This window comes from Frondihabitans peucedani (assembly GCF_039537585.1).
GTDB lineage: Bacteria > Actinomycetota > Actinomycetes > Actinomycetales > Microbacteriaceae > Frondihabitans > Frondihabitans peucedani.
In genome coordinates this window covers 119,186-144,331 of record NZ_BAABAU010000005.1, presented here as the reverse complement: position 1 = coordinate 144,331, position 25,146 = coordinate 119,186, and the positions used below count along the sequence as shown (strand labels likewise).

At 71.2% G+C, this 25,146-nt stretch carries 23 protein-coding genes and 1 tRNA gene; 6 read left to right on the top strand and 18 right to left on the bottom strand.

Annotation, left to right across the window (positions count from 1 at the left end):
- The first annotated feature begins 44 nt into the window (after positions 1–44).
- Complete coding sequence (locus ABD733_RS16625; protein ID WP_344798289.1) at positions 45–1,457, top strand: class II fumarate hydratase; 1,413 nt, start codon at positions 45–47, stop codon at positions 1,455–1,457.
- Between the two features lie 14 nt (positions 1,458–1,471).
- On the opposite strand, the gene ABD733_RS16620 is transcribed toward ABD733_RS16625, so the two are convergent.
- From ABD733_RS16620 to ABD733_RS16605, 4 genes are all read right to left on the bottom strand, one after another.
- A complete protein-coding gene (locus ABD733_RS16620; protein WP_344798287.1) occupies positions 1,472–2,074 on the bottom strand; it encodes a prepilin peptidase in 603 nt (200 codons plus the stop codon).
- 203 nt (positions 2,075–2,277) lie between these two features.
- The gene (gene phoH2 / locus ABD733_RS16615; RefSeq protein ID WP_344798285.1) at positions 2,278–3,648 is read right to left on the bottom strand and encodes an RNA 5'-3' helicase PhoH2; all 1,371 of its coding nucleotides are present in this window, start codon (positions 3,646–3,648) and stop codon (positions 2,278–2,280) included.
- A 263-nt stretch (positions 3,649–3,911) separates the two neighbouring features.
- Positions 3,912–5,039 carry an aminotransferase class V-fold PLP-dependent enzyme gene (locus ABD733_RS16610; RefSeq protein WP_344798283.1) on the bottom strand — a complete coding sequence of 376 codons (1,128 nt, stop codon included), beginning with the start codon at positions 5,037–5,039 and terminating at the stop codon, positions 3,912–3,914.
- A gap of 49 nt (positions 5,040–5,088) precedes the next feature.
- Positions 5,089–5,901, bottom strand: a complete 813-nt coding sequence (locus ABD733_RS16605) for an isoprenyl transferase (RefSeq protein WP_344798281.1) — start codon at positions 5,899–5,901, stop codon at positions 5,089–5,091.
- 178 nt (positions 5,902–6,079) lie between these two features.
- Between ABD733_RS16605 and trhA the strand changes: the two genes are divergently transcribed.
- Positions 6,080–6,727, top strand: a complete 648-nt coding sequence (gene trhA, locus ABD733_RS16600; protein WP_344798279.1) for a PAQR family membrane homeostasis protein TrhA — start codon at positions 6,080–6,082, stop codon at positions 6,725–6,727.
- 118 nt (positions 6,728–6,845) lie between these two features.
- Here trhA and ABD733_RS16595 read toward each other — a convergent pair whose 3' ends face one another.
- The gene (locus ABD733_RS16595) at positions 6,846–7,178 is read right to left on the bottom strand and encodes a hypothetical protein (RefSeq protein WP_344798276.1); all 333 of its coding nucleotides are present in this window, start codon (positions 7,176–7,178) and stop codon (positions 6,846–6,848) included.
- The gene (gene mca / locus ABD733_RS16590; protein ID WP_344798274.1) at positions 7,175–8,059 is read right to left on the bottom strand and encodes a mycothiol conjugate amidase Mca; all 885 of its coding nucleotides are present in this window, start codon (positions 8,057–8,059) and stop codon (positions 7,175–7,177) included. The genes ABD733_RS16595 and mca overlap by 4 nt, the downstream gene beginning before the upstream one ends.
- A gap of 50 nt (positions 8,060–8,109) precedes the next feature.
- Between mca and ABD733_RS16585 the strand changes: the two genes are divergently transcribed.
- Both ABD733_RS16585 and greA read left to right on the top strand, forming a co-directional pair.
- Positions 8,110–8,583 carry a DUF4307 domain-containing protein gene (locus tag ABD733_RS16585; RefSeq protein ID WP_344798272.1) on the top strand — a complete coding sequence of 158 codons (474 nt, stop codon included), beginning with the start codon at positions 8,110–8,112 and terminating at the stop codon, positions 8,581–8,583.
- Positions 8,584–8,698: 115 nt separating this feature from the next.
- Entirely contained in the window at positions 8,699–9,190 is a 492-nt protein-coding gene (gene greA / locus ABD733_RS16580; protein ID WP_344798270.1) for a transcription elongation factor GreA, read from the top strand.
- Between the two features lie 9 nt (positions 9,191–9,199).
- On the opposite strand, the gene ilvA is transcribed toward greA, so the two are convergent.
- Together ilvA and ABD733_RS16570 are read right to left on the bottom strand one after the other, a co-directional pair.
- Positions 9,200–10,441 carry a threonine ammonia-lyase gene (ilvA, locus tag ABD733_RS16575; protein ID WP_344798269.1) on the bottom strand — a complete coding sequence of 414 codons (1,242 nt, stop codon included), beginning with the start codon at positions 10,439–10,441 and terminating at the stop codon, positions 9,200–9,202.
- Positions 10,434–11,687, bottom strand: coding sequence for an AI-2E family transporter (locus ABD733_RS16570; protein ID WP_344798267.1), 1,254 nt, complete (start codon positions 11,685–11,687; stop codon positions 10,434–10,436). Before ABD733_RS16570 ends, ilvA begins: the two co-directional genes overlap by 8 nt.
- 66 nt (positions 11,688–11,753) lie before the next feature.
- Between ABD733_RS16570 and ABD733_RS16565 the strand changes: the two genes are divergently transcribed.
- Entirely contained in the window at positions 11,754–12,974 is a 1,221-nt protein-coding gene (locus ABD733_RS16565) for a winged helix-turn-helix domain-containing protein (protein WP_425552944.1), read from the top strand.
- 10 nt (positions 12,975–12,984) lie between these two features.
- On the opposite strand, the gene ABD733_RS16560 is transcribed toward ABD733_RS16565, so the two are convergent.
- The gene (locus ABD733_RS16560; RefSeq protein WP_344798263.1) at positions 12,985–13,899 is read right to left on the bottom strand and encodes a M48 family metallopeptidase; all 915 of its coding nucleotides are present in this window, start codon (positions 13,897–13,899) and stop codon (positions 12,985–12,987) included.
- Positions 13,900–13,942: 43 nt separating this feature from the next.
- Positions 13,943–14,524 carry a LemA family protein gene (locus ABD733_RS16555; protein WP_344798261.1) on the bottom strand — a complete coding sequence of 194 codons (582 nt, stop codon included), beginning with the start codon at positions 14,522–14,524 and terminating at the stop codon, positions 13,943–13,945.
- A gap of 204 nt (positions 14,525–14,728) precedes the next feature.
- Between ABD733_RS16555 and ABD733_RS16550 the strand changes: the two genes are divergently transcribed.
- Positions 14,729–17,080 (top strand): hypothetical protein, encoded by a 2,352-nt coding sequence (locus ABD733_RS16550; RefSeq protein ID WP_344798259.1) that lies wholly within the window; start codon positions 14,729–14,731, stop codon positions 17,078–17,080.
- Between the two features lie 43 nt (positions 17,081–17,123).
- Here ABD733_RS16550 and ABD733_RS16545 read toward each other — a convergent pair.
- The 8 genes from ABD733_RS16545 to ABD733_RS16510 form a co-directional block, all read right to left on the bottom strand.
- Positions 17,124–17,197, bottom strand: a tRNA-Leu gene (locus ABD733_RS16545).
- A 112-nt stretch (positions 17,198–17,309) separates the two neighbouring features.
- On the bottom strand, positions 17,310–18,824 hold the full coding sequence (locus ABD733_RS16540; protein ID WP_344798257.1) for an NAD(P)/FAD-dependent oxidoreductase: 1,515 nt from the start codon (positions 18,822–18,824) through the stop codon (positions 17,310–17,312).
- 39 nt (positions 18,825–18,863) lie between these two features.
- Positions 18,864–20,132: a S8 family peptidase gene (locus ABD733_RS16535; RefSeq protein WP_344798255.1), complete on the bottom strand. Its 1,269-nt coding sequence runs from the start codon at positions 20,130–20,132 to the stop codon at positions 18,864–18,866.
- A gap of 5 nt (positions 20,133–20,137) precedes the next feature.
- On the bottom strand, positions 20,138–20,674 hold the full coding sequence (locus ABD733_RS16530) for a DUF501 domain-containing protein (RefSeq protein ID WP_344798253.1): 537 nt from the start codon (positions 20,672–20,674) through the stop codon (positions 20,138–20,140).
- Positions 20,675–20,717: 43 nt separating this feature from the next.
- Positions 20,718–21,254 (bottom strand): FtsB family cell division protein, encoded by a 537-nt coding sequence (locus tag ABD733_RS16525; protein WP_344798251.1) that lies wholly within the window; start codon positions 21,252–21,254, stop codon positions 20,718–20,720.
- Between the two features lie 179 nt (positions 21,255–21,433).
- Positions 21,434–22,714 carry a phosphopyruvate hydratase gene (eno, locus tag ABD733_RS16520; protein WP_344798249.1) on the bottom strand — a complete coding sequence of 427 codons (1,281 nt, stop codon included), beginning with the start codon at positions 22,712–22,714 and terminating at the stop codon, positions 21,434–21,436.
- 129 nt (positions 22,715–22,843) lie between these two features.
- The gene (gene hisS / locus ABD733_RS16515; protein ID WP_344798247.1) at positions 22,844–24,103 is read right to left on the bottom strand and encodes a histidine--tRNA ligase; all 1,260 of its coding nucleotides are present in this window, start codon (positions 24,101–24,103) and stop codon (positions 22,844–22,846) included.
- 439 nt (positions 24,104–24,542) lie between these two features.
- Positions 24,543–25,142, bottom strand: coding sequence for a TetR/AcrR family transcriptional regulator (locus ABD733_RS16510; protein ID WP_344798245.1), 600 nt, complete (start codon positions 25,140–25,142; stop codon positions 24,543–24,545).
- Positions 25,143–25,146 lie beyond the last annotated feature (4 nt).

Genomic DNA, 25,146 nt, shown 5'->3' with positions numbered 1-25,146 from the left:
CACACCCCGCCCGCACTGCGGGCCGACGGAAGGACCACAGCGACGTGACCACGACCGAGACCTCGGCAACACCCGACTACCGCATCGAGCACGACACGATGGGCGAGGTGCGGGTTCCCGCCACCGCCCTCTACAGCGCGCAGACGCAGCGGGCGGTCGAGAACTTCCCGATCTCGGGCGCCGGGCTCGAGCCGGCTCAGATCGTGGCCCTCGCGCGGATCAAGCGGGCCGCCGCCGTGGTCAACGGCGAGCTGGGCATCCTCGACGCGGCGATCTCGAGCGCGATCGCCGAGGCGGCCGACCTCCTGATCGAGGGTCAGCACCACGACCAGTTCCCGGTCGACGTCTACCAGACCGGCTCCGGCACGTCGTCGAACATGAACATGAACGAGGTGCTCGCCACCCTGGCCTCCGGAATCCTGGGCAGCCGCGTGCACCCGAACGACCACGTCAACGCGTCGCAGTCGTCGAACGACGTGTTCCCGACGTCGGTGCACGTCGCCGTCACCGGCGCCCTCCTGCACGACCTGATCCCCGCCCTCGACCACCTCGCCGTGGCCTTCGCGAAGAAGGCCGAGGAGTGGAAGACCGTCGTCAAGTCGGGCCGCACCCACCTCATGGACGCCACCCCGGTCACCCTCGGGCAGGAGTTCGGCGGCTACGCCCGCCAGATCCGCCTCGGGATCGAGCGCGTCTCGGCGACGCTCCCCCGCGTGGCCGAGGTCCCGCTCGGCGGCACCGCCACCGGCACCGGCATCAACACCCCCGCCGGCTTCCCGCAGCGCGTCATCGCCCTGCTCGCCGACGACTCGGGGCTGCCGATCACCGAGGCGCTCGACCACTTCGAGGCTCAGGGCGCCCGCGACGGCCTCGTGGAGGCCTCCGGCGCGCTCCGCGTGCTCGCTGTCAGCCTGACCAAGATCAACAACGACCTCCGCTGGATGGGCTCCGGCCCCAACACCGGTCTCGGAGAGCTGCACATCCCCGACCTGCAGCCCGGCTCCTCGATCATGCCCGGCAAGGTCAACCCCGTCATCCCCGAGGCCGTGCTGATGGTCGGCGCCCGGGTCATCGGCAACGACGCGACGATCGCCTGGGCCGGGGCGTCCGGCGCCTTCGAGCTCAACGTCGCGATCCCGGTCATGGGCACCGCTCTCCTCGAGTCGATCCGCCTGCTCTCGAACGCCACGCGCGCCCTCGCCGACAAGACCGTCGACGGCCTGATCGCCAACGTCGAGCACGCGCGCGCCCTGGCCGAGTCCTCGCCGTCCATCGTCACTCCGCTGAACCGCATCGTCGGCTACGAGGCCGCAGCGAAGATCGCCAAGCACGCGGTGGCCGCCAAGCTCACCGTGCGCGAGGCCGTGGTCGACCTCGGCTTCGTCGAGCGCGGCGAGGTCACGGAAGAGCAGCTCGACAAGGCCCTCGACGTCTTGAGCATGACCCACCCGGGCTGACCCGCTCACCCGCATCACGTGCCGCCGCCGGACGGCAGCCAGGAGGCGACTCCGGCGGCGGTGAGGGCGGCCCAGTAGCCCGACAGCAGGCACGGCCCGTACGCGATGGTCGTGCGAGTGCCCCGGGATCCTGCGCGCCTCAGGGCCACCACGGCCGCGGCGAGCCCGCACAGGCCGGTGCCGACGCTGAAGACCGCGAGCGCCTCAGGCCCGACCAGTGCCGCACTGCCGGCGAGCGCTGCCCCGAGCTTGACGTCGCCGAGGCCGACGCCTGCGCGCCGTGCTCCGAGCACCCCGACGAACAGGGTCACGGCGACCACTCCGGCAGCCAGCGCAGGATCGCGCCCTCCCCCTCCCGACACGGCCGCGCCCGCAGCCCCGGCCACCGCGAGCCCGACCGCGGGCAGTGTCAGCGCATTCGGCAGGCGGCGCCGCGCGAGGTCGCTCCGCACCAGGGCGGGGGTGACCACGGCGATCCAGCAGGCGGCCGGGACCACCGCCAGCGCGGCGCCCCCGACCGGCGGGCCCGTCCCGGGACAGGGCAGGCCGAGACCGGGCAGGCCGAGTGCCACCACGAGGAGGAGCAGGATCGCAGCGGCGTCGACGAAGGAGTTCATGCGGCGACCCTAGGGCGGTCGCGCGCGCTGTTTCAGGCAGGTGCGCCCGCCTGTGGACAACCCGACCATCCCCGCCCCTGGGGAGGACGCCCTTACCGCTCCGCTTGAGCCGAGCGGCCGAAATCCGCCCCTCCTCCGGAGAGGGAGGGGCGGATTTCGGCCTTTCGGGGAAGCAGGAGCTACGACGGCAGCAGCAGCAGGAGCTACGCCAGCTCGTTCGACTCCAGCAGCTCGGTCACGAGCGCCGCGATCGCCGACCGTTCGGAGCGCGTGAGCGTCACGTGCGCGAACAGCGGGTGCCCCTTCAGCGTCTCGATCACCGAGGCGACCCCGTCGTGGCGGCCGACGCGCAGGTTGTCGCGCTGGGCGACGTCGTGCGTCAGGACCACGCGCGAGTTCTGCCCGATTCGCGACAGGACCGTGAGGAGGACGTTCCGTTCGAGCGACTGCGCCTCGTCGACGATCACGAACGCGTCGTGGAGCGAGCGGCCGCGGATGTGCGTGAGCGGCAGCACCTCGAGGATGCCCCGCTCGACGACCTCGTCGAGGACGTTCTGCGAGACGATCGCGCCGAGCGTGTCGAAGACGGCCTGCGCCCACGGGTTCATCTTCTCGCCGGCGTCGCCCGGCAGGAAGCCGAGGTCTTGACCGCCGACCGCGTAGAGCGGACGGAACACCATGATCTTCTTGTGCTGCTGCTTCTCGAGCACGGCCTCGAGGCCCGCGCAGAGGGCGAGCGCCGACTTGCCGGTGCCGGCGGAGCCACCGAGCGACACGATGCCGACCTCCTGATCGAGCAGCAGGTCGATGGCGAGGCGCTGCTCGGCCGAGCGGCCGTGGAGGCCGAACACGTCGCGGTCGCCGCGGACGAGCCGCACGTGGCCCCTCGACACGACGCGCCCGAGGGCCGATCCGCGGTCGGAGTGCATGACGAGCCCGGTGTTGACGGGCTGCTCGGCGGCGCGGGTCGAGATGTGCTCGTCGTCGTAGAGCTTCGCCATCTGCTCGCTCGAGATGTCGACCTCGGCGATGCCGGTATAGCCGGAGTCGACGACCTGCTCGGCCCGGTACTCCTCGGCGGAGAGGCCGATCGAGGCCGCCTTGACGCGGAGCGGGAGGTCTTTCGACACGACGACCACGTCGAGGCCGTCGGCCGACAGGTTGGAGGCGACCGCCAGGATCCTGGAGTCGTTGTCATCGAGTCGGAGGCCCGAGGGCAGGACCGACATGTTCGAGTGGTTGAGCTCGACCCGGAGGGAGCCGCCCTGGCCGACCTCGACGGGGAAGTCGAGCCGCTCGTGCTTGACGCGCAGATCGTCGAGGAGACGGAGGGCCTGGCGGGCGAAGTAGCCGAGCTCTGGGTCGTGACGCTTCTTCTCGAGCTCGCTGACCACCACGACGGGGATCACGACCGACTGCTCGGCGAACCGGAACATGGCCTGCGGATCGCTCAGCAGGACCGACGTGTCGAGGACGTAGGTGCGCTGGCCTGTCGCGGTCGGCACCTCGGCCTTCGACCCGGTCGCGCTTGAAGAAGAGGAACTGATGTCGAAAGCGGTCACGACCGACTCCATCTCCGAGTGCGGGGCACTCGGTACCTTCCCGCGAGACGGCCGTGGAGCAAGAGCTGGACGAACTTACGTGGCCGTCCCGACCGGGTGCTCTACCCGATGGCTCGAAGCTACGTCGTGCCACCGGCAAAGGCCAAATCCGACACGCCCCGTTCGGTTACGCGCAGATTAACGCCCGTCACTCGCGCCCCGCACGAGCAACACTCGCGCTATGCACGCGCGGCGCTCGCGCCCCGCACGCGCAACGCCCGCGCCCCGCACGCGCCTCAGTACAGGACGCTCGACGAGAACGACGTGAGTGCTCCGCGGAGCGCCTCGAGGGTGTCGTCGCCCGTCGACACGTGGGCACTCAGCCGCACGCTGCCGTCGCGGACCGTGGCCGTGACGCCGTGGTTGATCAGCGACGCGGTGAGCGCCGTGACCTGCTCGGGCTCGGGCTCGAGGACGATGATCCCGGCGCGCTCCGACTCGTCGCGCGAGGACGCCACGGGCAGCGCGAACTCGTCGGCGATGTCGACGAGCCGCGAGACGGTCTGCGTGATGGCGCGCTGGATCTCGCCCACGCCGACCTCGGCGATGCCCTCGAGTGCAGTCGCGAAGCGCGCCTCGGCGATCGGGTCGGCCCTCGTGATCTGGAACGCGGCGGCGCCCTGGAGCGGCGGCGGGACCTCTTCGTAGGAGCCGCCGAGCGGCACGATCGTGCCGCTGACACCGCTGATGAGGGGGACGAGGTCGGTGGCGGCCCGCTCGGAGAGGCCGAGGAAGCCGGTGCCCCATCCTGCGCGGACCCATTTCTGGCCGCCCGCGACCACGACGTCGGCGACCTCGTACGGCGCCTCGACCACGCCGAAGCCCTGGATCGCGTCGACGATCAGGAGCCGGTCGCCGATGACGTCGCGGATGCCCTCGAGGTCGGCCCGGTACCCGGTCCGGTAGTCGACCAGGCTGACGGCGACGGCGGTGGTGGCGGGCGTGAGGTTGTCGCGGACGACCTCGGGCGTCACGACTCCCTGGGGCGGCTGCATGGTGATCGGGTCGAGGACGTGCAGGGCCTGGGCTGCGCGGCGGGCGGCGAGAGGGATGCTCGGGTACTCGCGGGCGGAGTAGAGCACCTGCCCGGAGAGGCCGAAGAAGGCGTGCATCAGGCCCATCGACGCGTTCGGCTGAAAGACGACGCGGTCGGTCGGGAAGCCGGCGACGCGGCGGACGGCCTCGCGCACGCGGATGCCCTGCTCGTCGAAGACGGCTGCGGCGCCGTAGCGGCCCCGGACGTGGATCTCCGACAGCGCCGCCTGCTCCGCGACGACGGCGCGCGACATCGGTCCGAATGAGGCGAAGTCGAGGTATCCGGGGTCTTCGGCGAAGGTGTCGCGGAATTCGTCGATGGTGGTCACGGCGGGCTCCCTGCTGTACGGCTAACCCACCTACCGTACCCGCGGGAGGCTAGCCGCCGTACCGCCGGTGCCGATTCGCGAAGTCGCGGACCGCGCGCAGGAAGTCGACCTCGCGCAGGTCGGGGTAGTAGGCCTCGACGAAGTAGAACTCGCTGTGGGCGCTCTGCCAGAGCATGAAGTCGCTGAGGCGCTGCTCGCCGGACGTGCGGATGACGAGGTCGGGGTCGGGCTGACCGCCGGTGTAGAGGTGGTCGGCGATCATCTCGGGGGTCAGGACCTCGGCGAGGTCGTCGATCGTGCCGCCGCCCTCGCCGTGCTTCCGCACGATGCTCCGGAGCGCGTCGACGATCTCGCGGCGCCCGCCGTAGCCGACGGCGAGGTTCACGTGGAGGCCCGTGTGAGTCGCGGTGCTCGACTCGGCCGCCTGCAGCGCGTCGACGAGCTGTGCGGGGAGACCCTCGACGGAGCCGACGTGCTGCACCCGCCAGTCGCGCGACCTCGAGAGGTCTTCGGCGAGGTCGGCGATGATCTCGACGAGGGAGTCGAGCTCGCCGCCCTCGCGGTTCGTCAGGTTGTCGGACGACAGGAGGTAGAGCGTGACGACCCGGATGCCGAGGTCGTCGCACCAGGTCAGGAACTCGCGGATCTTGGCGGCGCCGGCCCGGTGCCCGTGAGCGGCGGTCTCGAGCATCCGCTCTTTCGCCCAGCGGCGGTTGCCGTCGACGATCATGGCCACGTGGTGGGGCAGGTCGAGGCCCGCGAGACCACGCCGGATGCGGTTCTGGTAGAGCCCGTAGAGGAACCCGCGGCCGACGGGCGTGTCAGCGGAATCGTCGCTGGTCGTCCGTCGCCTGGTGGTCACGAGGCTACGGTAGTCCCTCGTTCCCGAGCGATTCGTCCGTCGAGCGGGCGACCGTGTGCGACCTGCGGGTGACCTGCCCGCGACCTGCCAGCGACTTGCCGCCCACCTGCCGCCGACCTGCCGCCGACAGTTCGATACGTTCACACCGTTGTGCAGGTTAGTCGGCTAGCATCGCCCCATGACGGCCACTCTCGAGATCAAGCCCACCTGGCGCGGCTGGATCCATACGGGCACGTTCCCACTCGCGATCGTGCTGGGCGTGATCCTGGTCTCGGTCGCTCACGGCCCCGCGGCGAAGGCGTCGACGGCCGTGTACTTCGGCACGTCGCTCCTGCTCTTCGGCATCTCGGCGACCTACCACCGGTTCGACTGGAAGCCGAAGGCGAAGCTGCTGCTGAAGCGCTTCGACCACTCGAACATCTTCCTGCTGATCGCCGGCACCTACACGCCGATCGCGGTGCTCGGCCTCTCGACCGAGAAGGCGACCACGCTGCTGATCCTGGTCTGGGGCGGTGCGGTCTTCGGCATTGCGTTCCGCGTCTTCTGGACCGGCGCCCCCCGCTGGCTCTACGTCCCGCTCTACGTGCTGCTCGGCGTCGGAGCCCTGATCTACATGGGCGACCTCTTCGCCTTCAACGCCGTCTCGATGACGCTCGTGCTGATCGGCGGCGCCCTCTACATCGCCGGCGCCGTGATCTACGGCATCAAGCGGCCGAACCCCGTGCCCGGCGTCTTCGGGTTCCACGAGATCTTCCACGCGCTGACCGTCCTGGCGTTCCTCTGCCACTGGACGGCCGTGCTGCTGGTCGCCCTGCCGCGCTCGTAGGCTCGCGCCGCGCGACGTCTCGCGGACTGCGCACCCGGCCGCGGCAGGGTGATTCGTCCGCGAGACGTTGGGCGGCAGCGGCGGCAGCCGCGACCCAGGCGATCGAGGGAGCGCAGGATCAGCGGGGCTCGCCCGGCGACCCGGGCCGCGGCGCCCGCTCCTGCGGCCCGACATGGCCCCCGTCGCGCAGCTCGTCGTCGAGCCCGGCGGCGGCCTTCGCAGCCTCCTGGCGCTCGAGCTCGATCTGCTCGCGGATCTCTCCGCGGTAGCGGGTGCGACGGACGCGCCTCGTCATGTCGACAATGAGCAGGACGGTCGCGAGCCCGACGAAGAAGATCGCGAGGAACCCGATCCAGCCCGGGGTCACCTGGCTGTCGGGCACGGCCTTGACCGGCGCCGACGGGTTGCCGGTCTCGGCCAGGACGACCGTCGCGAGCCCGAGCAGGGTCATTCGGTGATCCCCGCGAACAGGTCGGTCTCGGGCAGGGTCGTCTCGACCTTGGAGTCGATCAGCTGGAAGTCCTCCGTCGGCCAGACGCGGCGCTGGAGATCGAGCGGGTACAGGAAGAAGAAGCCCTCGGGGTCGACCTGGCTGGCGTGCGACTTGAGCGCCAGGTCGCGCTCCTCGAACGAGTCGGCGACGTCGATGTGGGTCGTCGAGAGGTCGGGCCGCTCGCCCCAGCGCTTGAACATCTCGTCCATCTGCGCGAGGACCGGGGAGTCGGGCGTCTCCTCCTTGATCGCGTCGTAGATCGCCCTCATGCGCGTCGCGTTCATGATGCGGTCGTAGTACAGCTTCGACACCTGCCAGGCAGGACCGGCAGCGGGGTACTTCGACGGGTCGGCGGCGGCCTCGTAGGCGGCGAGCGAGATCTCGTGCGTCCGGATGTGGTCGGGGTGCGGGTAGCCGCCGTTCTCGTCGTAGGTGATGAGCACCTGCGGCTTGAACCGGCGGATGATGCGCACGAGCGGCTCGGCCGAGATCTCGAGCGGGATCGTCGCGAACGAGTTCACCGCGACGCTCTCGCCCTCCTCGGGGAGCCCGGAGTCGTGGTAGCCGAGCCAGGCGTGGTCGACGCCCATGGCCTCCTGCGCGCGGGCCATCTCGAGCACCCGGAGCCCGGCCATGTCGCGCTCGGCGTGCGCGCGGGCCTCGAGCTTCTCGTTGAGGATCGAGCCCTGCTCGCCGCCGGTCGCGCTCACGATCAGCACCTCGGCGCCGCGCTTGACGTAGTGGGCGTAGGTGGCGGAGCCCTTGCTGGACTCGTCGTCGGGGTGGGCGTGCACCGCCAGGAGGCGCAGGGTCACGGGGAGTCCTCGGATTTCTGTCACGGTCAGCGTTGCTAACCTGTGCTCAAGGATAATCGGACGGAGAAACACCCGTGGCGCCCAGCCCGACCAAGAGCACCGGCCGCGACGACCGGACGCCGCGAGGCGACGGTGTCGGCCGTGCGGCGCGCGGCGAGACCGCTCTCGACGTCCGCTACGGGCGCACCCGGTCGTACCGCCTCCGACGTCGCTGGATCGCCGTCATCGTCGGCGGCGCCTTCGTCATCGTCTTCGGGGCCTGGGTGATCTTCGCGGCCTTCGACGGCACCAGCGCGACCGTCGAGACGAACGACGCCGGCTACGTGATCCACGACGACCACTCGGCGACCGTGCGCTCCGAGGTGAGCGTCGACCCCGGCACGCGGGTCGACTGCGCGGTCGAGGTCCTGAACTCCGGCTTCGACGTCGTCGGCTGGAAGATCGTGCACCTGCCGCCCTCCACAGCGCAGGCGAACACGTACACGACCGACATCACGACGATGAATCGCGGCGTCACGGGCTTGATCGACAAGTGCTGGCTGCCGTAAGCTCACCTGATTCACCATCGAGACCGGCCACACGGCCGGTCTCCTTTTTTCGGGGCGACATCCTGGGGACGAGGCGTTCACCGCGTCCGCACGCGCCGACGAGTAGGAGAAAGTCATGAGCAACACGGATTCCGCCACCTGGCTCTCGCAGGAGGCCTACGACCGCCTCGCGAGAGAGCTGGAGACCCTGAGCACCACCGGCCGCGACGAGATCGTCGGCCGCATCTCCGCCGCGCGCGAAGAGGGCGACCTCAAGGAGAACGGCGGCTACCACGCCGCGAAAGACGAGCAGGCGAAGATCGAGGCCAGGATCCGCACGCTCACCAACCTCCTGAAGACGGCCACCATCTCGGAGGGCGCGGCCGACACCGGCATCGTCGGCCCCGGCATGCTGATCACCGCGACGATCGCGGGCGACGAGTCGACGTTCGTCCTCGGCAGCCGCGAGATCATCGCCCCCGGCAGCGACCTCACCGTCTACAGCCCGACCAGCCCCCTCGGCGAGGCCATCTCGGGTCAGACCGCCGGCACCACCACGAGCTACACGGCACCGAACGGCAAGGAGATCACCGTCTCGATCACCTCGGTCGAGCCCTACCAGCCGTAGGCCCTCGGGCTACGACATCAGCGACTGCGGCGTGAAGCCGGCGTCGCGGAGGTGCTGCATGACCTGCTCGGCGTGGTCGGGGCCGCGCGTCTCGACGCTCAGCTCGAGCTCGACCTCGCTGATCTGGAGGCCCCGGCCGTGCCGGGTGTGCAGTACCTCGACCACGTTGGCGTTCGCCTCCGAGATGATCTCCGAGACGCGCGACAGCTGGCCGGGGCGGTCGGGCAGCATCACCCGGAAGTGCAGGTAGCGCTCCGAGGCGGCGAGGCCCCGGCTGATCACGCGCTCCATCATGAGCGGGTCGATGTTTCCGCCCGAGAGCACGACGACCGTCTTGCCGAGCGGCTGGATCTGATCGGTCAGGATCGCGGCCACCCCGACGGCTCCGGCCGGCTCGACGACCTGCTTGGCGCGCTCGAGGAGCACCAGGATCGCGCGGGCGGTGTCGTCGTCGCTGACCGTGACGACCTCGGAGACGGTCTCGCGCACGATCTCGAAGTTCAGCACGCCCGGCTTGGCGACGGCGATTCCGTCGGAGATGGTCGGGGTCGGGACGACGCCCGTGAGCGCGCCGAGCTTCATCGACAGGGCGTAGGGGGCCGAGTTCGCCGCCTGGACGCCGATGATCCTGATCGAGCCGCCGGTCTGGGCGCGCATCTGCGTGACGACGCTCGCGACACCCGAGATCAGGCCGCCGCCGCCGATCGCCATGACGATGGTGTCGACGTCGGGCACCTGCTCGAGGATCTCGAGGCCGAGGGTGCCCTGTCCGGCGATCACGTCGGGGTGGTCGTAGGGCGGGATGAAGACGGCGCCGCTCTGCTCCGAGTAGGCCTTGGCCGCGAGGAGCGCCTCCTCGACGGAGTGGCCGCTCAGCACGACCTCCGCGCCGTAGTCGCGCGTCGCCTGGAGCTTCGGCAGCGCCACTCCGAGCGGCATGTAGATGGTGGCGGGGATCCCGAGCTCGCGGGCTGCGAGAGCGACGCCCTGCGCGTGGTTGCCCGCCGACGCGGCGACGACGCCGCGGGAGCGCTCCGACTCGCCGAGCTGCGACAGCCGGTTGTAGGCGCCGCGGATCTTGTACGAGCCGGTGCGCTGCAGGTTCTCGCACTTCAGGAAGACGGGCGCGCCGAGCGCCTGGGAGAGGAACGACGAGCTCTCCATCGGGGTGACGTGGACGACGCGGGAGACCCGCTCGCGCGCCTGGTGGAACTCGGCCAGGGTGGGCCCCGCCAGGGTGAGGTCAGACATCGTCACTCGTACCTTTCTCGGCCGCACGCGTGTGCAGCACCATATCGTCTTCGGCCAGCCTGTGAGGTCGCCCGGGCGCGCGCGAGGCGATGCTCCGGGCCATGGCGTGCAGCGTGGCGATGACGGGCACCGCGAAGAGGGCGCCGGCCACCCCGGCGAGCAGCGTGCCGAGGGCGACTCCGAAGACCACGGCGAGCGGGTGCACCTTGACCGGGCCGTTCGTGACGAGCCTCTGTAGCACGTAGCCCTCGAGCGACTGCACCACGAGCACGCCCGCGAGCATGACGAGGGCCGCCACCGGGCCGTTGTAGACGAGCGCGACGAAGACGGCGACGATGCCCGTGACGACGGCGCCGACGATCGGCACGAACGAGCCGATGAAGACCGCGACGGCGATCGGGATGGCGAGAGGGATCCCCAGGATGCCGGCGACCAGCCCGATCCCGACGGCGTCGACGAGCGCCACGAACAGCTGCATCCGGACGAACCGCGTGAGGGTCGTCCAGCCGTCGCGCCCCGCCTCGTCGACCCGGAGGCGTGCCCGTCTCGGCACGAGCCCGACGAGGAACCGCCAGACGCCGGCGCCGTCGATGAGCAGGATCACGGTCGCGAACGCGGCGAGGAGGAGCCCGGTCACGAAGCGGCCGACCCACGAGCCCACGGAGGCCGCGCGCGCGACGAGGTCGTCGGTGTTGGCCTGCAGCCCCTTCAGCACGTCGCGGTAGAACGTGTGCAGCTGGTCGTGGGTGAAGTGGAACGGGCCGCCGGTCAGGAATCCGCGGGCGTCACGGTACGCCTCGAGGGTCTGCCGCACCAGCGAGGGGAGGCCGCTCGAGATCTCGGTCGCGACCAGCATGCCGAGGCCCACCAGGACCCCGAGCACGACGACGATCGCCGCGAGCACGGTCGTCCAGCGCGGCCAGCCGTGCCGCTGGAGGAGGGCCGCCCCCGGCAGGAGGAGCGCCGCGAGCAGGATCGCCACGACGAGCGGGATGACGATGACCGGGAACCGCGCCACGAGCAGCACGACGAGCGCGACGACGCCCGCCACGGCCAGCACCCGCCAGGCCCACGAGCCGGCGATCAGCATGCCGTCGGGCATCCCGCCGGGCACGACGTCGACCAGCGGCGAGTCCTCGAGCGGACGCGCGCCGCGCGGCGCACTCGTGTCGCTGAGCGGACGCGCGTCGCGCGGTGCGGGCGCGTCGTTCGCCGACGCCCCTCCGTCGGACGGCGAGGACTCCATCCGGTCATTCTAGGACCGCGCTGAGAGCACCCGATGAGCCCGCAGGGCGCAGGATCACGCGCCCCGATGTCGGCGGCAGCGCCTAGTCTCGTCGGCGTGCACCCGTCCGTCGTCTCCCCCGCGCTCGCCCGCCGGATCGCGCTGGCAGCGCAGGGCCTCGGGCGCCCGGGGAGCGCGGCCGTCGGCACCCGCCAGCTCAACCAGACCGTCGACCGCCTGGGGCTCCTGCAGATCGACTCGGTCAACGTCTTCGAGCGCAGCCACTACCTGCCGCTCTACGCGCGCCTCGGGCCCTACGACCGCGCCCTCGCCGACCGGCTGACGTTCGCGCGCTCCGGGCGCTACACCGAGTACTGGGCGCACGAGGCGGCCTTCCTCCCGGTCACGTCGTGGCCTCTGATGCGCTGGCGCATGGACGAGTACCGCGACTGGTACGCCGCCCACGACGACTCGTGGGCCGCGGCGAACCGTCCGATGCTCGACTGGCTCCTCGCCGAGCTCCGCGCGTCGGGTCCGCTCCGCGCCAGCGAGATCGAGCACGACGCCAACGTCCGGCAGGGGCCGTGGTGGGGCTGGAGCGACGTCAAGCGCGGCCTCGAGGCGCTGTTCCGCACGGGCGACGTCGTGAGTGCGGGGCGCACCCGCTTCGAGCGCACGTACGGGCTGCCCGAGCAGATCCTGCCGTCCGAGGTCCTCGACGCCGTCGTCCCGCGGCACGACGCCCACCGCGCCCTCGTCGCGCACGCGGCTCGCGCCCACGGCATCGGCACGGCGACCGACCTCGCCGACTACTTCCGACTCAAGAACGTCGACGTCGCGCCCGTCCTCCGCGAGCTCGAAGACGCCGGCGAGGTCGAGCGGGTCGAGGTGCCGGGCTGGTCGAAGGCGGCGTTCCTCCACCGCGACGCCCGACTCCCCCGCCGCATCGAAGCCGACGCGCTGCTGTCGCCGTTCGACCCCGTCGTCTGGGAGCGGGCGCGCACCGAGCGCCTCTTCGGCTTCCGCTACCGGATCGAGATCTACACGCCCCAGCCGAAGCGCGTCTACGGCTACTACGTGCTGCCGCTCCTGCAGGGCGACTCGCTCGTCGGCCGGATCGATCTGAAGAGCGATCGGCAGGCCGGGATCCTGCGCGTCCAGCACGCCTGGACCGAGCCCGGCCACACCGTCGACGTCGACCGACTCGTGGCTCTGCTGCACCGCACCGCCGCCTGGCAGGGGCTCGAGGGCGTCGAGGCGACGGGCCGGGGCGACCTCGGGCCGACCCTGGCTGCTGCGCTCGCGTAGCGCCCGGCGGCTAGAACGTGCCGGCGGTCTGACGCAGGCGCGCGATCCGGTCGGCGAGCGGCGGGTGCGTGCTGAAGAAGCGGGCCATCGCGCCGGGCCGCATGGGGTCGCTGATCCAGAGGTGCGACATCGACGAGTTCTGCTGGCGCATCGGCCGACCGTAGGCGCCGAGCTTCTCGAGCGCCCGGGCGAGACCCTCCGGGTAGCGCGTGGTGAGGGCTCCGGTGGCGTCGGCGAGGTACTCGCGCTGCCGCGACACGGCCGCCTGCACGCCGGCCGCAGCCAGCGGGGCGACGACCATGGCCGCGATGCCGACGACCAGCATCACCGGGTTCGCGCCCCCGCCGCCGCCGTTGTTGTCGTCGCGGCGGTCGTTGCCGCCGCCGAAGACGGCGCCGAAGAACGACATCCGCAGCAGGATGTCGGCCAGGAAGCCGATGGCCACGACGAGTCCGAACACGATCGTCGAGACGCGGATGTCGTAGTTCTTCACGTGTCCCATCTCGTGCGCCATCACGCCCTGGAGCTCGGTGTCGTCCATGATCGCCAGGAGGCCGGTGGTCGCGGCCACGACGGCGTGCTCCGGATCGCGACCCGTGGCGAAGGCGTTCGGCGCCGGGTCGTCGACGATGTACACCTCCGGCATCGGCATGCCCATCGTGATCGACAGGTTCTCGACGGTGCGCCAGAGCCGCGGCTCGGTCGAGGAGTCGATGCGGACGCCCCGGCTCATGGCGATCGCCTGGCGGGAGGCGAAGAAGTACTGGAGGAGCGCGTAGACGGCAGCCCCGACGAGGACGACGAAGCCGATCGAGGGGTTGTTCCAGAGGGCGCTGGCTCCGAAGCCGAGGGCTCCGATGATCACCAGGAAGATCAGGATGATGAAGACGGTGTTGCGCTTGTTCCGCGCGACGGCGCTGTACATGGGCTTCGGTTCTCGGTGGTCGGCCGGTGGGAGCGCCGGAGGATCAGAACTGGACGCGCGGGGGCTCGGCGATGGCCGACGGCTCGGAGACCTCGAAGAAGTCGCGCCCGGTGAAACCGAGGCGCTTGGCGAAGAGCGTGTTCGGGAAGACCGTGGTCTTCGTGTTGAACTCGCGGACGCCGCCGTTGTAGAAGCGCCTCGCGCCCTGGATCTTGTCTTCGGTGTCGACGAGCTCCGACTGCAGCTGCAGGAAGTTCTGGCTCGCCTGGAGCTGCGGGTACGCCTCGGCGACCGCGAAGATGCTCTTCAGCGACTGCTGCAGGTGCCCCTCGGCGGCGCTCGCCTCGGCCGGCGTCGACGCGCTGAGCGTCTCGGCCCTCGCCTTCGTCACGCTCTCGAACACGCCCGACTCGTGAGTGGCATAGCCCTTCACGCTGCTGATGATGTTCGGGATCAGGTCGCCGCGTCTCTTCAACTGGACGGTGATGTCGCTCCACGCCTCGTCGACCCGCACATTGAGCTTCACGAACGAGTTGTACGTCGCCCAGAGGTAGATGCCGATGATGACGAGCAGCAGGACGACGACGCCTACAGCGATGAGAATGCCTACGAGGGCGGAATCCATGGTCGATTACTCCTTGTTGATACCGCACTCACTATAAGCGGGCCGAGTGAGGGCTCCCTGACGCCTGGGCAATCTCGGAGGGAACTCACCCGTGCTCCCGTGCGGGAGTCGCCGGTCACCCTCCGTTCGCTAACGATTCACCTCCATCTCTCCACATCACTCGCGAGGTGGATTGACTTGTACCCCGAGAACCTGCGTAACTGGGTGACAGTGCTCACCGACACGACTCCCAGCCCTCGACACGCCGCGGCCTCCGGCGGCCCGCGGCGCTCTCGAGCGCCTCGGCGGAGGCTTCCCAGCCGGCGTCTCACGGGCGTCGCCGTGGTGCTGCTGCTCGCCGCCGGGCTCGTCGCCTCCGCGACCGCCCTCCCCCGCGACCCCGCCGACGCTGCTGCGTCGTCGGCCGGCGCAGCCTCTCCCCAGGCCGGCCAGGGCGCAGGATCGACGTCGGTCGCCACCCCCTCGAGCGCTCCCGCCCCTGCGCCCACCATCCAGGTCGGCGACTCCGCCACGGGTCGCACGACGGCGCGCGGCACGGGAGACCCCGGGGCGTCGCTCCGCGTGCTCGACCCCGCGCATCCTGCATCGTCGCTCTGCAGCACCGCAGTCGGCGCCGACGGCAGCTGGTCGTGCGTCGTCACGGTCTCGAGCGGCGCCGGGCTCCGGCTGACCGTCCGCGACCTCACCAACACCTCCCTCGCCGACGTCACGTCGCCCACCTTCTCGGTGCTCGCGCCGCCTGTCCTCGCGACGGCGTCGGGTATCTCGGTCGGCGCGAAGGTCAGCGGCACCGCCTACCCGAGGGCGACCGTCACGACCACGCTCACCTCCTCGACGGGCCGCACTTCCCGAGTAACCGCGACGGCGGACGCCTCCGGGGCCTGGCAGTCGATCCTGCCGGCGTCGTCCGTGCCCACGGGCCGCTACACGGCGAGCGCCACGCAGTCGTCCGGGAGCGTCCCCGACGTGCCGGTGTCCGCCGCGTCGTCCGCCATCTCGATCAGCGTCGACCGCGAGGCCCCCGCCGCGCCCCGTGTCGACCAGCCGGTCGCCGGATCGACCGTCACCGGCCAGCCGCTCGTCTTCTCCGGGCGCGGCGAGAACGGCGACACCGTCACCGCCTACGTCGACAGCAACCCCGTCTGCACGGCCGTCGTCTCCCGGGGCCGCTGGAGCTGCACGTCGACAGGGCTCCTCATCCCCTCCGGCACGCGCACGGTGCAGGCTGCCGCGCGCGACTCCGCCGGCAACTACGGGGCTCCGTCGGCCGGCGCGCTGGTCGTCTTCGCCCAGCAGGCCGCTCCGGGCACGTCGCCGGCGACCTCCTCGCCCGCCGCACCGGGCTCGTCGGCTGCGCCGGCGCCGTCGCCGTCGTCCAGTGCGGAGGCTTCCGCGCCCGGTGCCGGCTCGCCGGGCGGCCCAGGGTCGTCAGGCAGCAGCGGATCCGCCGGCGGATCCGGCTCGGCAGGCGGCGGCTCCTCATCGGGCGGCGGCCCGGCGAAGGCTCCGGGCGCAGGATCACCGGGCGGTCCGGCCGACGTCGGCGGTGGCTCCTCGTCGACCTCCGCGTCGTCGTGGACCGCGTCCACCGGCTTCGGCCGCAATCTGCCCACCCTCCGCGAGGGTCTCGGCGGCGGCACCTGGCTGTGGGCGCTTGCGCTCGGGCTCGTCTTCGTCCTGCTCGTCCTGGCCCCGCTCCGGCTCGCGGCGTCGGCGCTCGGCGGTCGCCTCGCGCTCCGCGCCCGGCGCCTGACCGGCCGCAATCGGGCGCGCACCGACACCTCCACCGACGTAGACGCGCTGTCTCCGATAGCGGCCACCGCCATCGCCCTCGGCTCCGGCGCCCTCCTCGTCGCCCTCGCCGCCGGTGTCGACGACCAGCTCCGCTACGTGCGGCTCGTCGTCGCGATCATCATCGGGCTGGGCCTCATCAACGGCCTGGGCGTCGTCCTGCCGACCTGGATCGCCGGGCGCCGGCTGGGGCTCGCCACGAGCCTCCGCGTCTCACCGCGCCTCCTCGCCGCCGCAGCGCTCGCCTGCCTCGCCACGCGGATCTTCGACATCGACCCGCCGATGGTGCTCGGCGTCCTCGTGGTCGCGGGGCTCGTCGACTCGGCCGGGCAGAGCCGCGACGAGGCGGGCGATGTCCGCCGCGGCGGGATCCTCGCCATCGCGCAGCTGTCGTCGCTCGCCCTGGTGTCGTTCGCGGCGTGGGTCGCGCACGGGCTGATCCCGCTGGGCGACACGGTCTTCGCCGTCGAGATCACCCGCGAGACGCTCGCGACGGTGTGTCTCGCGGGGCTCGGCTCTCTCATCGTCCTGCTCGTCCCGATCGGGACCCTGCCGGGCCGCGCGCTCTACTCGTGGTCGCGGCCCACCCTCGTCGGGCTCGGCGTCGTCGGCGTGGCCATGGCCGCGGTCGTCTACGCGGGCGACCCGGAGGAGGCGTTCCCGGTGCTGCCCCTCGTGGTGGCGGCCGTCGCCTTCGCCGTGCTCGCGCTCAGCACGTGGGTGTGGGTCCGGTACGTGGAGCCCGCGGGCGACGACGCCGTCTGAACAGCGGTTCTCGAGCCGATGCCCGGGGAGTCCGCTCGGGCGGTGCCCCCGCAGGGACTCGAACCCTGACTGAGGCGATTTTAAGTCGCCTGCCTCTGCCGATTGGGCTACGGGGGCGTGCTGTCTCACTGTACTGAGTGCGCCCCGACCACGAAGAACGCTCCCGACCACGGATGTTCGTGGTCGGGAGCGTCCAGGCAGGTCGAGACCCGCAGTCGAGAGGGGCGCCCTACTCGGCGGCGGGAGCCTCCGCGGCGGCAGGCGTCTTCTTCGCGGCGGCCTTGCGGGGCGCGCGCTTCGGCGCTGCGGCCGGCTCGGCGGCCTTCTCGCCGTCGGCGGGAGTGGCGTAGACCGGGCCGGGCTCGCCCGCCGGCTGGCCGATCTGCGGGGTCGCCGCGGACTCGGACTCGGCTGCGGGAGCGGCCGGCTTCGGACGCGAGGCGAACTCCTCGAATGCGGCGCGGGGCGTGGTCACGTTGTCGAGCGACGCGATGTCGCGGCCGAGGACCGCGTTGTTCGCCCAGCCGGTGACGACGCGGATCTTGCGCTCCCACGACGGCATCGCCAGACCGTGGTAGCCGCGGTGCGCGGCCCACGCCGGGAAGCCCTTCAGCGCGAACTTGCCGCTCTGGAAGACCCCGACGCCGATCCCGAGGCCGGCCACGGCGCCCAGGTTGTCGTGGCGGTAGTCGCGGGTGTTCTCGCCGCGCAGGCTGGCGGTGAGGTTCTTCGCAAGCTGCTTGCCCATGCGGACGGCGTGCTGCGCGTTCGGCACGCAGAAGCCGCCGACGCCGCCGCCGGTGAGGTCGGGGGTCGCCGCGACGTCGCCGCAGGCCCAGGCGTCGGGCACGACGGTGCCGTCTTCGGTGACGATGCGGAGGTCGGGCTGGACGCTGATGCGGCCACGGGCCTCGATCGGGAAGTCGGTGTTGCGGACCACGGGGTTCGCCATGACGCCAGCGGTCCAGACGATGAGGTCGGACTCGAACGACTCGCCGGTCGAGAGCTCGATCTTGCCGCCGACGGCCGACTGGAGCTGCGTGTCGAGGTGCACGATCGCCTGGCGCTCGGCGAGGTTCTTGAGCACCCAGTGGCTCGTCTCAAGCGAGACCTCGGGCATGATCCTGCCCATCGCCTCGACGAGGTGGAAGTGGGTGTCGTCGATGGTGAGGCCCGGGTAGTTCTTGAGGAGGTCGGTCGCGAAGCTGCGGAGCTCGGCGAAGATCTCGATGCCCGCGAAGCCGCCGCCGACGACGACGACGGTCAGGAGACGGTCGCGCAGCGGCCCGGCGGGCAGGTTGGCGGCCTTCTGGAAGTTGGTGAGGAGCTTGTCGCGGATCGCCTGCGCCTCTTCGATCGTCTTGAGGCCGATGGCCTCGTCGGCGACGCCCGGGATCGGGAACGTGCGCGAGACGGCACCGGCGGTCATGACGACCTGGTCGTACTCCATGGTCCACTCGTCGCCGACCTCGGGGGTGATGGTGGCGGTCTTCGTGGCGTGGTCGACCTTCGTCACCTTGGCGGTGATGACGTTCGTGCTCTTCAGGTGACGGCGGAGCGACACGATGGCGTGACGCGGCTCGATCGACCCGGCGGCGACCTCGGGGAGGAACGGCTGGTACGTCATGTAGGGCAGCGGGTCGACCACGGTGACCTCGGCCTCACCCTTGCGCAGCCACTTCTCGAGCTTCCAGGCGGTGTAGAACCCGGCGTATCCGCCGCCGACGATGAGGATCTTGGGCACGAGTGATGGACTCCTTGGTAGGTGGGGACGGAGACCAGGCTAGCGCCTGGCGCGGATCCGTCTGAGATGCCGTGCGGCCCCGATGACGACGGCGAGGAAGATGACTCCGAAAAGAGAATAGACCGTGACCGGGATCCCCACCGAGCGGATCCCCTCGGCGGAGGGCAGGATCCCGTCATCCGTCCCCGCGGCCGTCGCGGTCGTCGGCGTCGCCGTGACCGGGGTCGTCGGCACCGGCTTCGACGTCGCCTGCGGCGTGGCCTCGGCCCGCCGGTGCAGCCGGATCCAGCCGGACAGGTCGCCGAGGGGGTTGCTCGTGACGTGCGCGACGTCGGCCGTGACCGCCTTCTGCGCGTCGACCAGGCCGTGTCCGTAGATGGGCCCCGGCGACGGGGTGCCCTTCGGCGTAGCGGTGGAGACGATGCGCTGGATGACGTCGTCGGCCGAGATCCCCGGGTGGGCTGCGATCACGAGGGCGGCGATGCCGGCGACGATCGGGGTCGCGCCGCTGGTGCCCGACCAGAGGAGGTAGCCGCCACCGGGAGCGACGCCGACGAGGCCCTCGCTCGGAGCCGCGACGCCGATGGTGATGCCCTGACTGGACGCGTCGAAGCTGGCGTTCTTCGCCTGGTCGACGCCGGCGACGGTGAGGACGCCCGGCATCGTCGCGGGCGCTCCGACCTCGTCGGTCCCGCTCCCCCGGTTCCCCGCCGCGGCCACCACCACCACGCCGTGCTTCATTGCGTAGAGAAACGCCCTGTCCCAGCTCGTCGGCCAGTCGAGCGTGTTGCGCGTGAGCGACATGTTGATGACCTTCGCGCCGTGGTCGACGGCCCAGACGACGGCCTTCGCGATCTGCCCGTCGGGGTCGACGGCGCTCGATCCGAACCCGACCGAGATCGACAGCAGGTGCGCCTTCGGAGCCACGCCGATCATCCCGGACGTCGGCCCGGTGCCGCGGCCGGCGATGAGTGATCCGACGAGCGTGCCGTGCGACGAGTCGTCGTCGATCGGCGTCTGACCGTCGGCTCCTCCCTTGCCGGAGAAGTCGGTGCCGCCGGTGACGACCCCCCGGAGCTCGGGGACCGAGCCGTCGACACCCGTGTCGATGACGGCCACGGTCACGCCCTGCCCCTCGGTCGTCGACCAGGCGCTCCGGATGCCGTAGTCGTCGAGCCAGTACTCGCGGGCGCGGAGCGAGTCGGCGCGCGCGGGCTGGGCGGTGACCGTCAGGGCGACGGGGGCGAGCAGGATCGAGAGCGCCAGGGCGACCACCGCGAGGGCGGCGGGGCGGCTGATCCTGCGCATCGGCCCTACTCGCTCTCGGAGGCCGTCGAGACGCCCGAGTAGTCGGGGCAGGTGCAGACGTCGGGGCTCCACGAGGCGCGCTCGAGTGCCAGGTCGCCGAACGGGTTGACGCCCGGCCCGGCCGCGAGCGCGTGCCCTGCGAGCGCGTGCAGGCACTTGATCCGCTCGGGCATGCCGCCGGCCGTCACGTGGTCGATCTCGTCGACGTGCTCGATGCTCTCGCGGTCGGCGAGGTACGCCTCGTGAGCGCGGAGGTACTGCTGTTGCAGCTCGGGGCTGTCGGCCAGGAGAGCGGTAAACTCGGCCATGACGCCGTTGGCCTCGAGCGTCGAGATGGCGGCGGTGGCGCCCGGGTGGCACAGGTAGTACAGCGTCGGGAACGGCGTGCCGTCGCCGAGCCGCGGCTTCGTCGAGACGACCGTGGGGTTGCCGCAGACGCACCGCGCCGCGATGCCGATCACGTCGCGCGCGGGGCGCCCGAGCTGCTGGGTGACGACGAACACGTCGTGCTCGGTCACGGGGGCGAAGGGAGGCGTAGTCATCAGCACTCCAGAATACCGGGCGGGCGAGGGCCCTCCGGCCGGCCTACCTGCCGGTGGTGATGTCGGGCGAGACGAGCTTCTCGGCCGGCTTCGTCGTGAGCCCGGCGTCGAGGACCGACGACATCATGCCGCCGACCCAGTCGACCTTCGGATTCTGGATCTTGTTCGAGATGGTGTCGCCCGACTTCGTCGTCGTGGTCGACCCCGACGCGCGGTCGTCGTCCATCACGAGGTAGCTGTACTCCCCCGGGTACACGTAGAGCAGGCGGTCGCGGGCCTGGGCCTCGATGTAGGCAGGGTCGTTCCAGCGGGCCACGTCGTCTTTCAGGGCTCCGACGTCGGCCTTCTGCTTGTCGACCGACTTCTGGAGCGACGAGATCTGCTGCTGCTGCTGGATGAGCGTCCGGAGGCTCGGGGCCAGGATCACGACGAACAGCACGATGATCACGAGCATGATCAGGCTGAAGCCGGAGAAGCGCATGCCGCGCAGCCAGCCGCCGGCCGCGGTCTCCATGGCGGGCAGGCTCACGGGCACGCGGCGGGTGGAGCCGGTGTCGGTCTTCTGGTGGTCGCTGGCCATGCAGACGACCCTAGGCGACGATCGCGCAGGATCCCGGAGCGGCACGACGGCCAAGGCCATCTGCCGGGTCCGCGTCGTCCTGCCTCGCGCTCCGGCGCCCCCGCCCCGCGCGCGACGAAGGCCGCGCGCGACGAAGGCCCGCCTCGCGCGGACGCGGGACGGGCCTTCGGCGGAGCGGACTACGCGGTGAAGCGCGGGAAGGCGCTGCGGCCGGCGTAGACCGCGGCGTCGCCGAGCTCCTCCTCGATGCGGAGGAGCTGGTTGTACTTCGCGACGCGCTCGGAGCGGGCCGGAGCGCCGGTCTTGATCTGGCCGCCGTCGGTCGCGACCGCGAGGTCGGCGATCGTGGTGTCTTCGGTCTCGCCGGAGCGGTGCGACATCACGGTCTTGTAGCCGGAGCGCTGGGCGAGGGCGACCGCGTCGAGCGTCTCGGTCAGGGTGCCGATCTGGTTGACCTTGACCAGCAGGGCGTTCGCGGCGCCGGCCTCGATGCCGCGGGCGAGGCGGGTCGGGTTGGTGACGAACAGGTCGTCACCGACGATCTGCGTCTTGGTGCCGATGACGCTCGTCAGGTGGGCCCAGCCCTCCCAGTCGTCTTCGTCGAGCGGGTCTTCGATGGTGACCAGCGGGTACGAGGCGACGAGCTCCTCGTAGTAGGCCGACATCTCTTCGGCGCTCTTCGAGCCGCCCTCGAACGCGTACGAGCCGTTCGTGAAGAACTCGCTCGAGGCGACGTCGAGGCCGAGCGCGATGTCGGTGCCGGGCGTGAAGCCGGCCTTGGTGATGGCCTCGACCAGGAGGTCGAGCGCGGCACGGTTGCTGTCGAGGTTCGGCGCGAAGCCGCCCTCGTCGCCGAGACCGGTGGAGAGGCCCTTCGACTTCAGCTCGGCCTTCAGCACGTGGTAGGTCTCGGTGCCCCAGCGGAGGGCCTCGGAGAACGAGGAGGCACCGATCGGCAGGATCATGAACTCCTGGATGTCGACGTTGCTGTCGGCGTGCGAGCCGCCGTTGATGACGTTCATCATCGGGACGGGCAGCGTGTGCGCGTTCGGGCCGCCGACGTAGCGGAACAGCGGGAGGTCGGCCGAGTCGGCTGCGGCGCGGGCGACGGCGAGCGAGACGCCGAGGATCGCGTTGGCGCCGAGGCGCTTCTTGTTCTCGGTGCCGTCGAGCTCGATCATGGCGTGGTCGATGAGGCGCTGGTCGGTCGCGTCGAGGCCCTCGATGGCCGGCCCGATCTCGTCGATGACGGCGTCGACGGCCTTGAGCACGCCCTTGCCCTGGTAGCGCTCCTTGTCGCCGTCGCGCAGCTCGTAGGCCTCGAAGGCACCGGTCGACGCGCCCGAGGGCACGGCCGCCCTGGCGACGACGCCGTCGTCGAGCAGGACTTCGACCTCGACGGTGGGGTTGCCCCGCGAGTCGAGGATTTCGCGGGCGCCTACGGCGTCGATTGCTGCCACGGAGAACTCCTTAGATCGTGTTGTTCGTAGCGGGCTGAAGCCCGAGGCAATCCTAGCGACCGCGGCAAAACGGCCGCGCGCGCTCTCCACAGGCCCGGCGCCCCCTCGGGGCGGACGGCGCCGGCAGGATCACGCCAACCCGCGGAACTCCAGCGTCTCGGCGGTCTGGTCGGCGCTCTGCACGACGGCGAACCGGCCGTAGCCGAGGGCCGCGAGCCCGGAGAGCTGGTTCTTGAGGTTCCTGGCCTTCCGGTCGAGGCGGACCCGGGGTTCGACGCCCTCCGCCGCGTGGAGGGCCGCCACCTCGTGCTGCAGGCGGACCAGAGCGGCAGGATCGAGGGACGCGTCGTACAGCAGCACGACACCCTCCCCGCCCGTGTCGCCCGGCAGCTCCACCAGGTCGACGAGCCTCTCGAACCCCAGCGAGAAGCCGGCCGCCGGGACGTCGGCGCCGAGGAATCGCCCGATCATGCCGTCGTACCGGCCGCCGCCGCCGAGGGAGTAGCCGAAGTCGGGGTGAGCGACCTCGAAGATCGTGCCGGTGTAGTAGCCCATGCCGCGGACGAGGGTGGGGTCGAACTCGAGGGCCGCGTCGGGGAGCGCTGCGCGCAGGGCGAGCAGGTCGGCGAAAGCGGCCTCGTCGAGCCACTCGGCGCCGCCGGACAGCGACTCCCACGTCGAGGCGGCGAGCTCCTCGAGCTGCGCCTCGAGGCCCGCGGTGGGCACGTCGATTCCGGCGAGCTCCGTGACGACGCCGCCGACCCCGATCTTGTCGAGCTTGTCGATGATGACGAGCGCGGTGTCGAAGCGGTCGAGCGGCACGTTCCAGTGGGCGAGGAGGGCGAGCAGGATCCTGCGGTCGTTGATCCGGATCGTCGTGCCGATGAGACCGAGGCGCGCGAGCACGGCCGAGGTCGCCGAGAGGAGCTCGATCTCGGCCATCGCGGAGGGCTCGCCGATGATGTCGATGTCGCACTGCACGAACTGGCGGTAGCGCCCCTTCTGCGGCTTCTCGGCCCGCCAGACGGGTGCGATCTGGACGGCACGGAAGACCGGCGGCAGCTCGGCGCGGTGCGTGGCGTAGAACCGGGCCAGCGGCACGGTCAGGTCGAAGCGCAGGCCGAGGTCGGCGAGGTCGAGCGGGGTGGCCGCCGTGCGGAGGTCGTCGGTGCTGAGGGCCCGGCGCAGGACAGCGAACGCGAGCTTCTCGTTGTCTCCGCCGAGACCCGCGTGGAGCCGCTCGCTGTCTTCGACGACGGGCGTCTCGATCTCGTCGAAGCCGAAGGAGCGGTAGGTCGACCGGATCGTGTCGAGCACGAGGTCGCGCCGGCGCTTGTCGGAGGGCAGGAAGTCGCGCATGCCGCGGGGCGGGGTCACGGGAGAGGGCATGCGCCGATTCTTCCAGACGCGAGCGGCTCGGCGTTTGCGCTCATCTGAAATGTGAAGTACGCTGTTCATATCCGGTTCAGCCCAAGCAGTCTCCACCGGGTGTCAGACTCGGCCGAAGGGTGTCCTCTCCCCCTCCGGTCGACCGACGACAGGCGCGAATCGGGTTGCGCGCCTGTCAGCCAGAGGTTCGTCCCATCCCTGCGGAGACGAGCCCGACTGGTCGGCGGTGTCCGGAGCGATTGCCCGGGCACCGCCGCTTCTCGTTGCGGGGTGCTGCTGCGCTACGGGTGATGCTGCGTTGCGGGGTGCTGCTGCGTTGCGGGGTGCTGCTGCTCGCTCGGCCGTGGCTGCCAGCACGGCCGAAGGACGTTCTGACGTCGGAAGGACGATCGAGACCGTCCTCGCGACGTGAGAACGCACTCGGGCCGGGCGCGACGCCCTAGGCGGCAGCGATGCCGGCGAGATCGCGCACCCGCGCGGCGAACGCGTCGACGTGCAGCCGGTAGCCGGCCGTGACGCGCGCGAGGTCTCCGGTGGCGAGCGCGTCGTACAGGAGTCCGTAGATCGCGTCGGTGAAGAGGCGCGCCTCGACGTCGGCGCGCTCCGGCTGAGCGCCGCGGCCCACGCACCAGGCCGTGGTGAAGGCGTGCCAGCGGGCGACCGCCGCCCGGCCCACCCCGCTCGGCTGGCCCTGCGCCATCTCGAGCATCGCCGCCTCCAGCTCCAGGCGGTGCAGCTGCAGCTCCCGGGGCGAGGTGACGACGTCCCACGACGAGGCCATGAACTCCCGCCACGCCTCCTCGTCGAGCGAGCCCGCGTCGATGGCGAGCAGGCCGTCGTGCCGCGACACGATCGCCCGGACGATCTCCTCCACGAGCTGAGCGCGGTTGCCGAAGTGGTAGACGAAGACGTAGGTGCTGACACCCAGAGCCTCCGCGAGCGTGCGGAACGACACCGTCGCGAGAGTGCGTCCGGTCAGGTGGTCGAGGATCTGCCCCAGGAGCTCGGGCTTCCGGGTCGGGTCGGCGCGTCGGGGCATCGGG

Bases quoted from the DNA above. Each gene is read 5' to 3' on its own strand.
- ABD733_RS16620 (WP_344798287.1), bottom strand. From the start codon at position 2,074: ATGAACTCCTTCGTCGACGCCGCTGCGATCCTGCTCCTCCTCGTGGTG.
- phoH2 (WP_344798285.1), bottom strand. From the start codon at position 3,648: ATGGAGTCGGTCGTGACCGCTTTCGACATCAGTTCCTCTTCTTCAAGC.
- trhA (WP_344798279.1), top strand. From the start codon at position 6,080: ATGACGGCCACTCTCGAGATCAAGCCCACCTGGCGCGGCTGGATCCAT.
- ABD733_RS16595 (WP_344798276.1), bottom strand. From the start codon at position 7,178: ATGACCCTGCTCGGGCTCGCGACGGTCGTCCTGGCCGAGACCGGCAAC.
- greA (WP_344798270.1), top strand. From the start codon at position 8,699: ATGAGCAACACGGATTCCGCCACCTGGCTCTCGCAGGAGGCCTACGAC.
- ilvA (WP_344798269.1), bottom strand. From the start codon at position 10,441: ATGTCTGACCTCACCCTGGCGGGGCCCACCCTGGCCGAGTTCCACCAG.
- ABD733_RS16570 (WP_344798267.1), bottom strand. From the start codon at position 11,687: ATGGAGTCCTCGCCGTCCGACGGAGGGGCGTCGGCGAACGACGCGCCC.
- ABD733_RS16565 (WP_425552944.1), top strand. From the start codon at position 11,754: ATGTCGGCGGCAGCGCCTAGTCTCGTCGGCGTGCACCCGTCCGTCGTC.
- ABD733_RS16560 (WP_344798263.1), bottom strand. From the start codon at position 13,899: ATGTACAGCGCCGTCGCGCGGAACAAGCGCAACACCGTCTTCATCATC.
- ABD733_RS16555 (WP_344798261.1), bottom strand. From the start codon at position 14,524: ATGGATTCCGCCCTCGTAGGCATTCTCATCGCTGTAGGCGTCGTCGTC.
- ABD733_RS16535 (WP_344798255.1), bottom strand. From the start codon at position 20,132: ATGCGCAGGATCAGCCGCCCCGCCGCCCTCGCGGTGGTCGCCCTGGCG.
- ABD733_RS16530 (WP_344798253.1), bottom strand. From the start codon at position 20,674: ATGACTACGCCTCCCTTCGCCCCCGTGACCGAGCACGACGTGTTCGTC.
- ABD733_RS16525 (WP_344798251.1), bottom strand. From the start codon at position 21,254: ATGGCCAGCGACCACCAGAAGACCGACACCGGCTCCACCCGCCGCGTG.
- hisS (WP_344798247.1), bottom strand. From the start codon at position 24,103: ATGCCCTCTCCCGTGACCCCGCCCCGCGGCATGCGCGACTTCCTGCCC.
- ABD733_RS16510 (WP_344798245.1), bottom strand. From the start codon at position 25,142: ATGCCCCGACGCGCCGACCCGACCCGGAAGCCCGAGCTCCTGGGGCAG.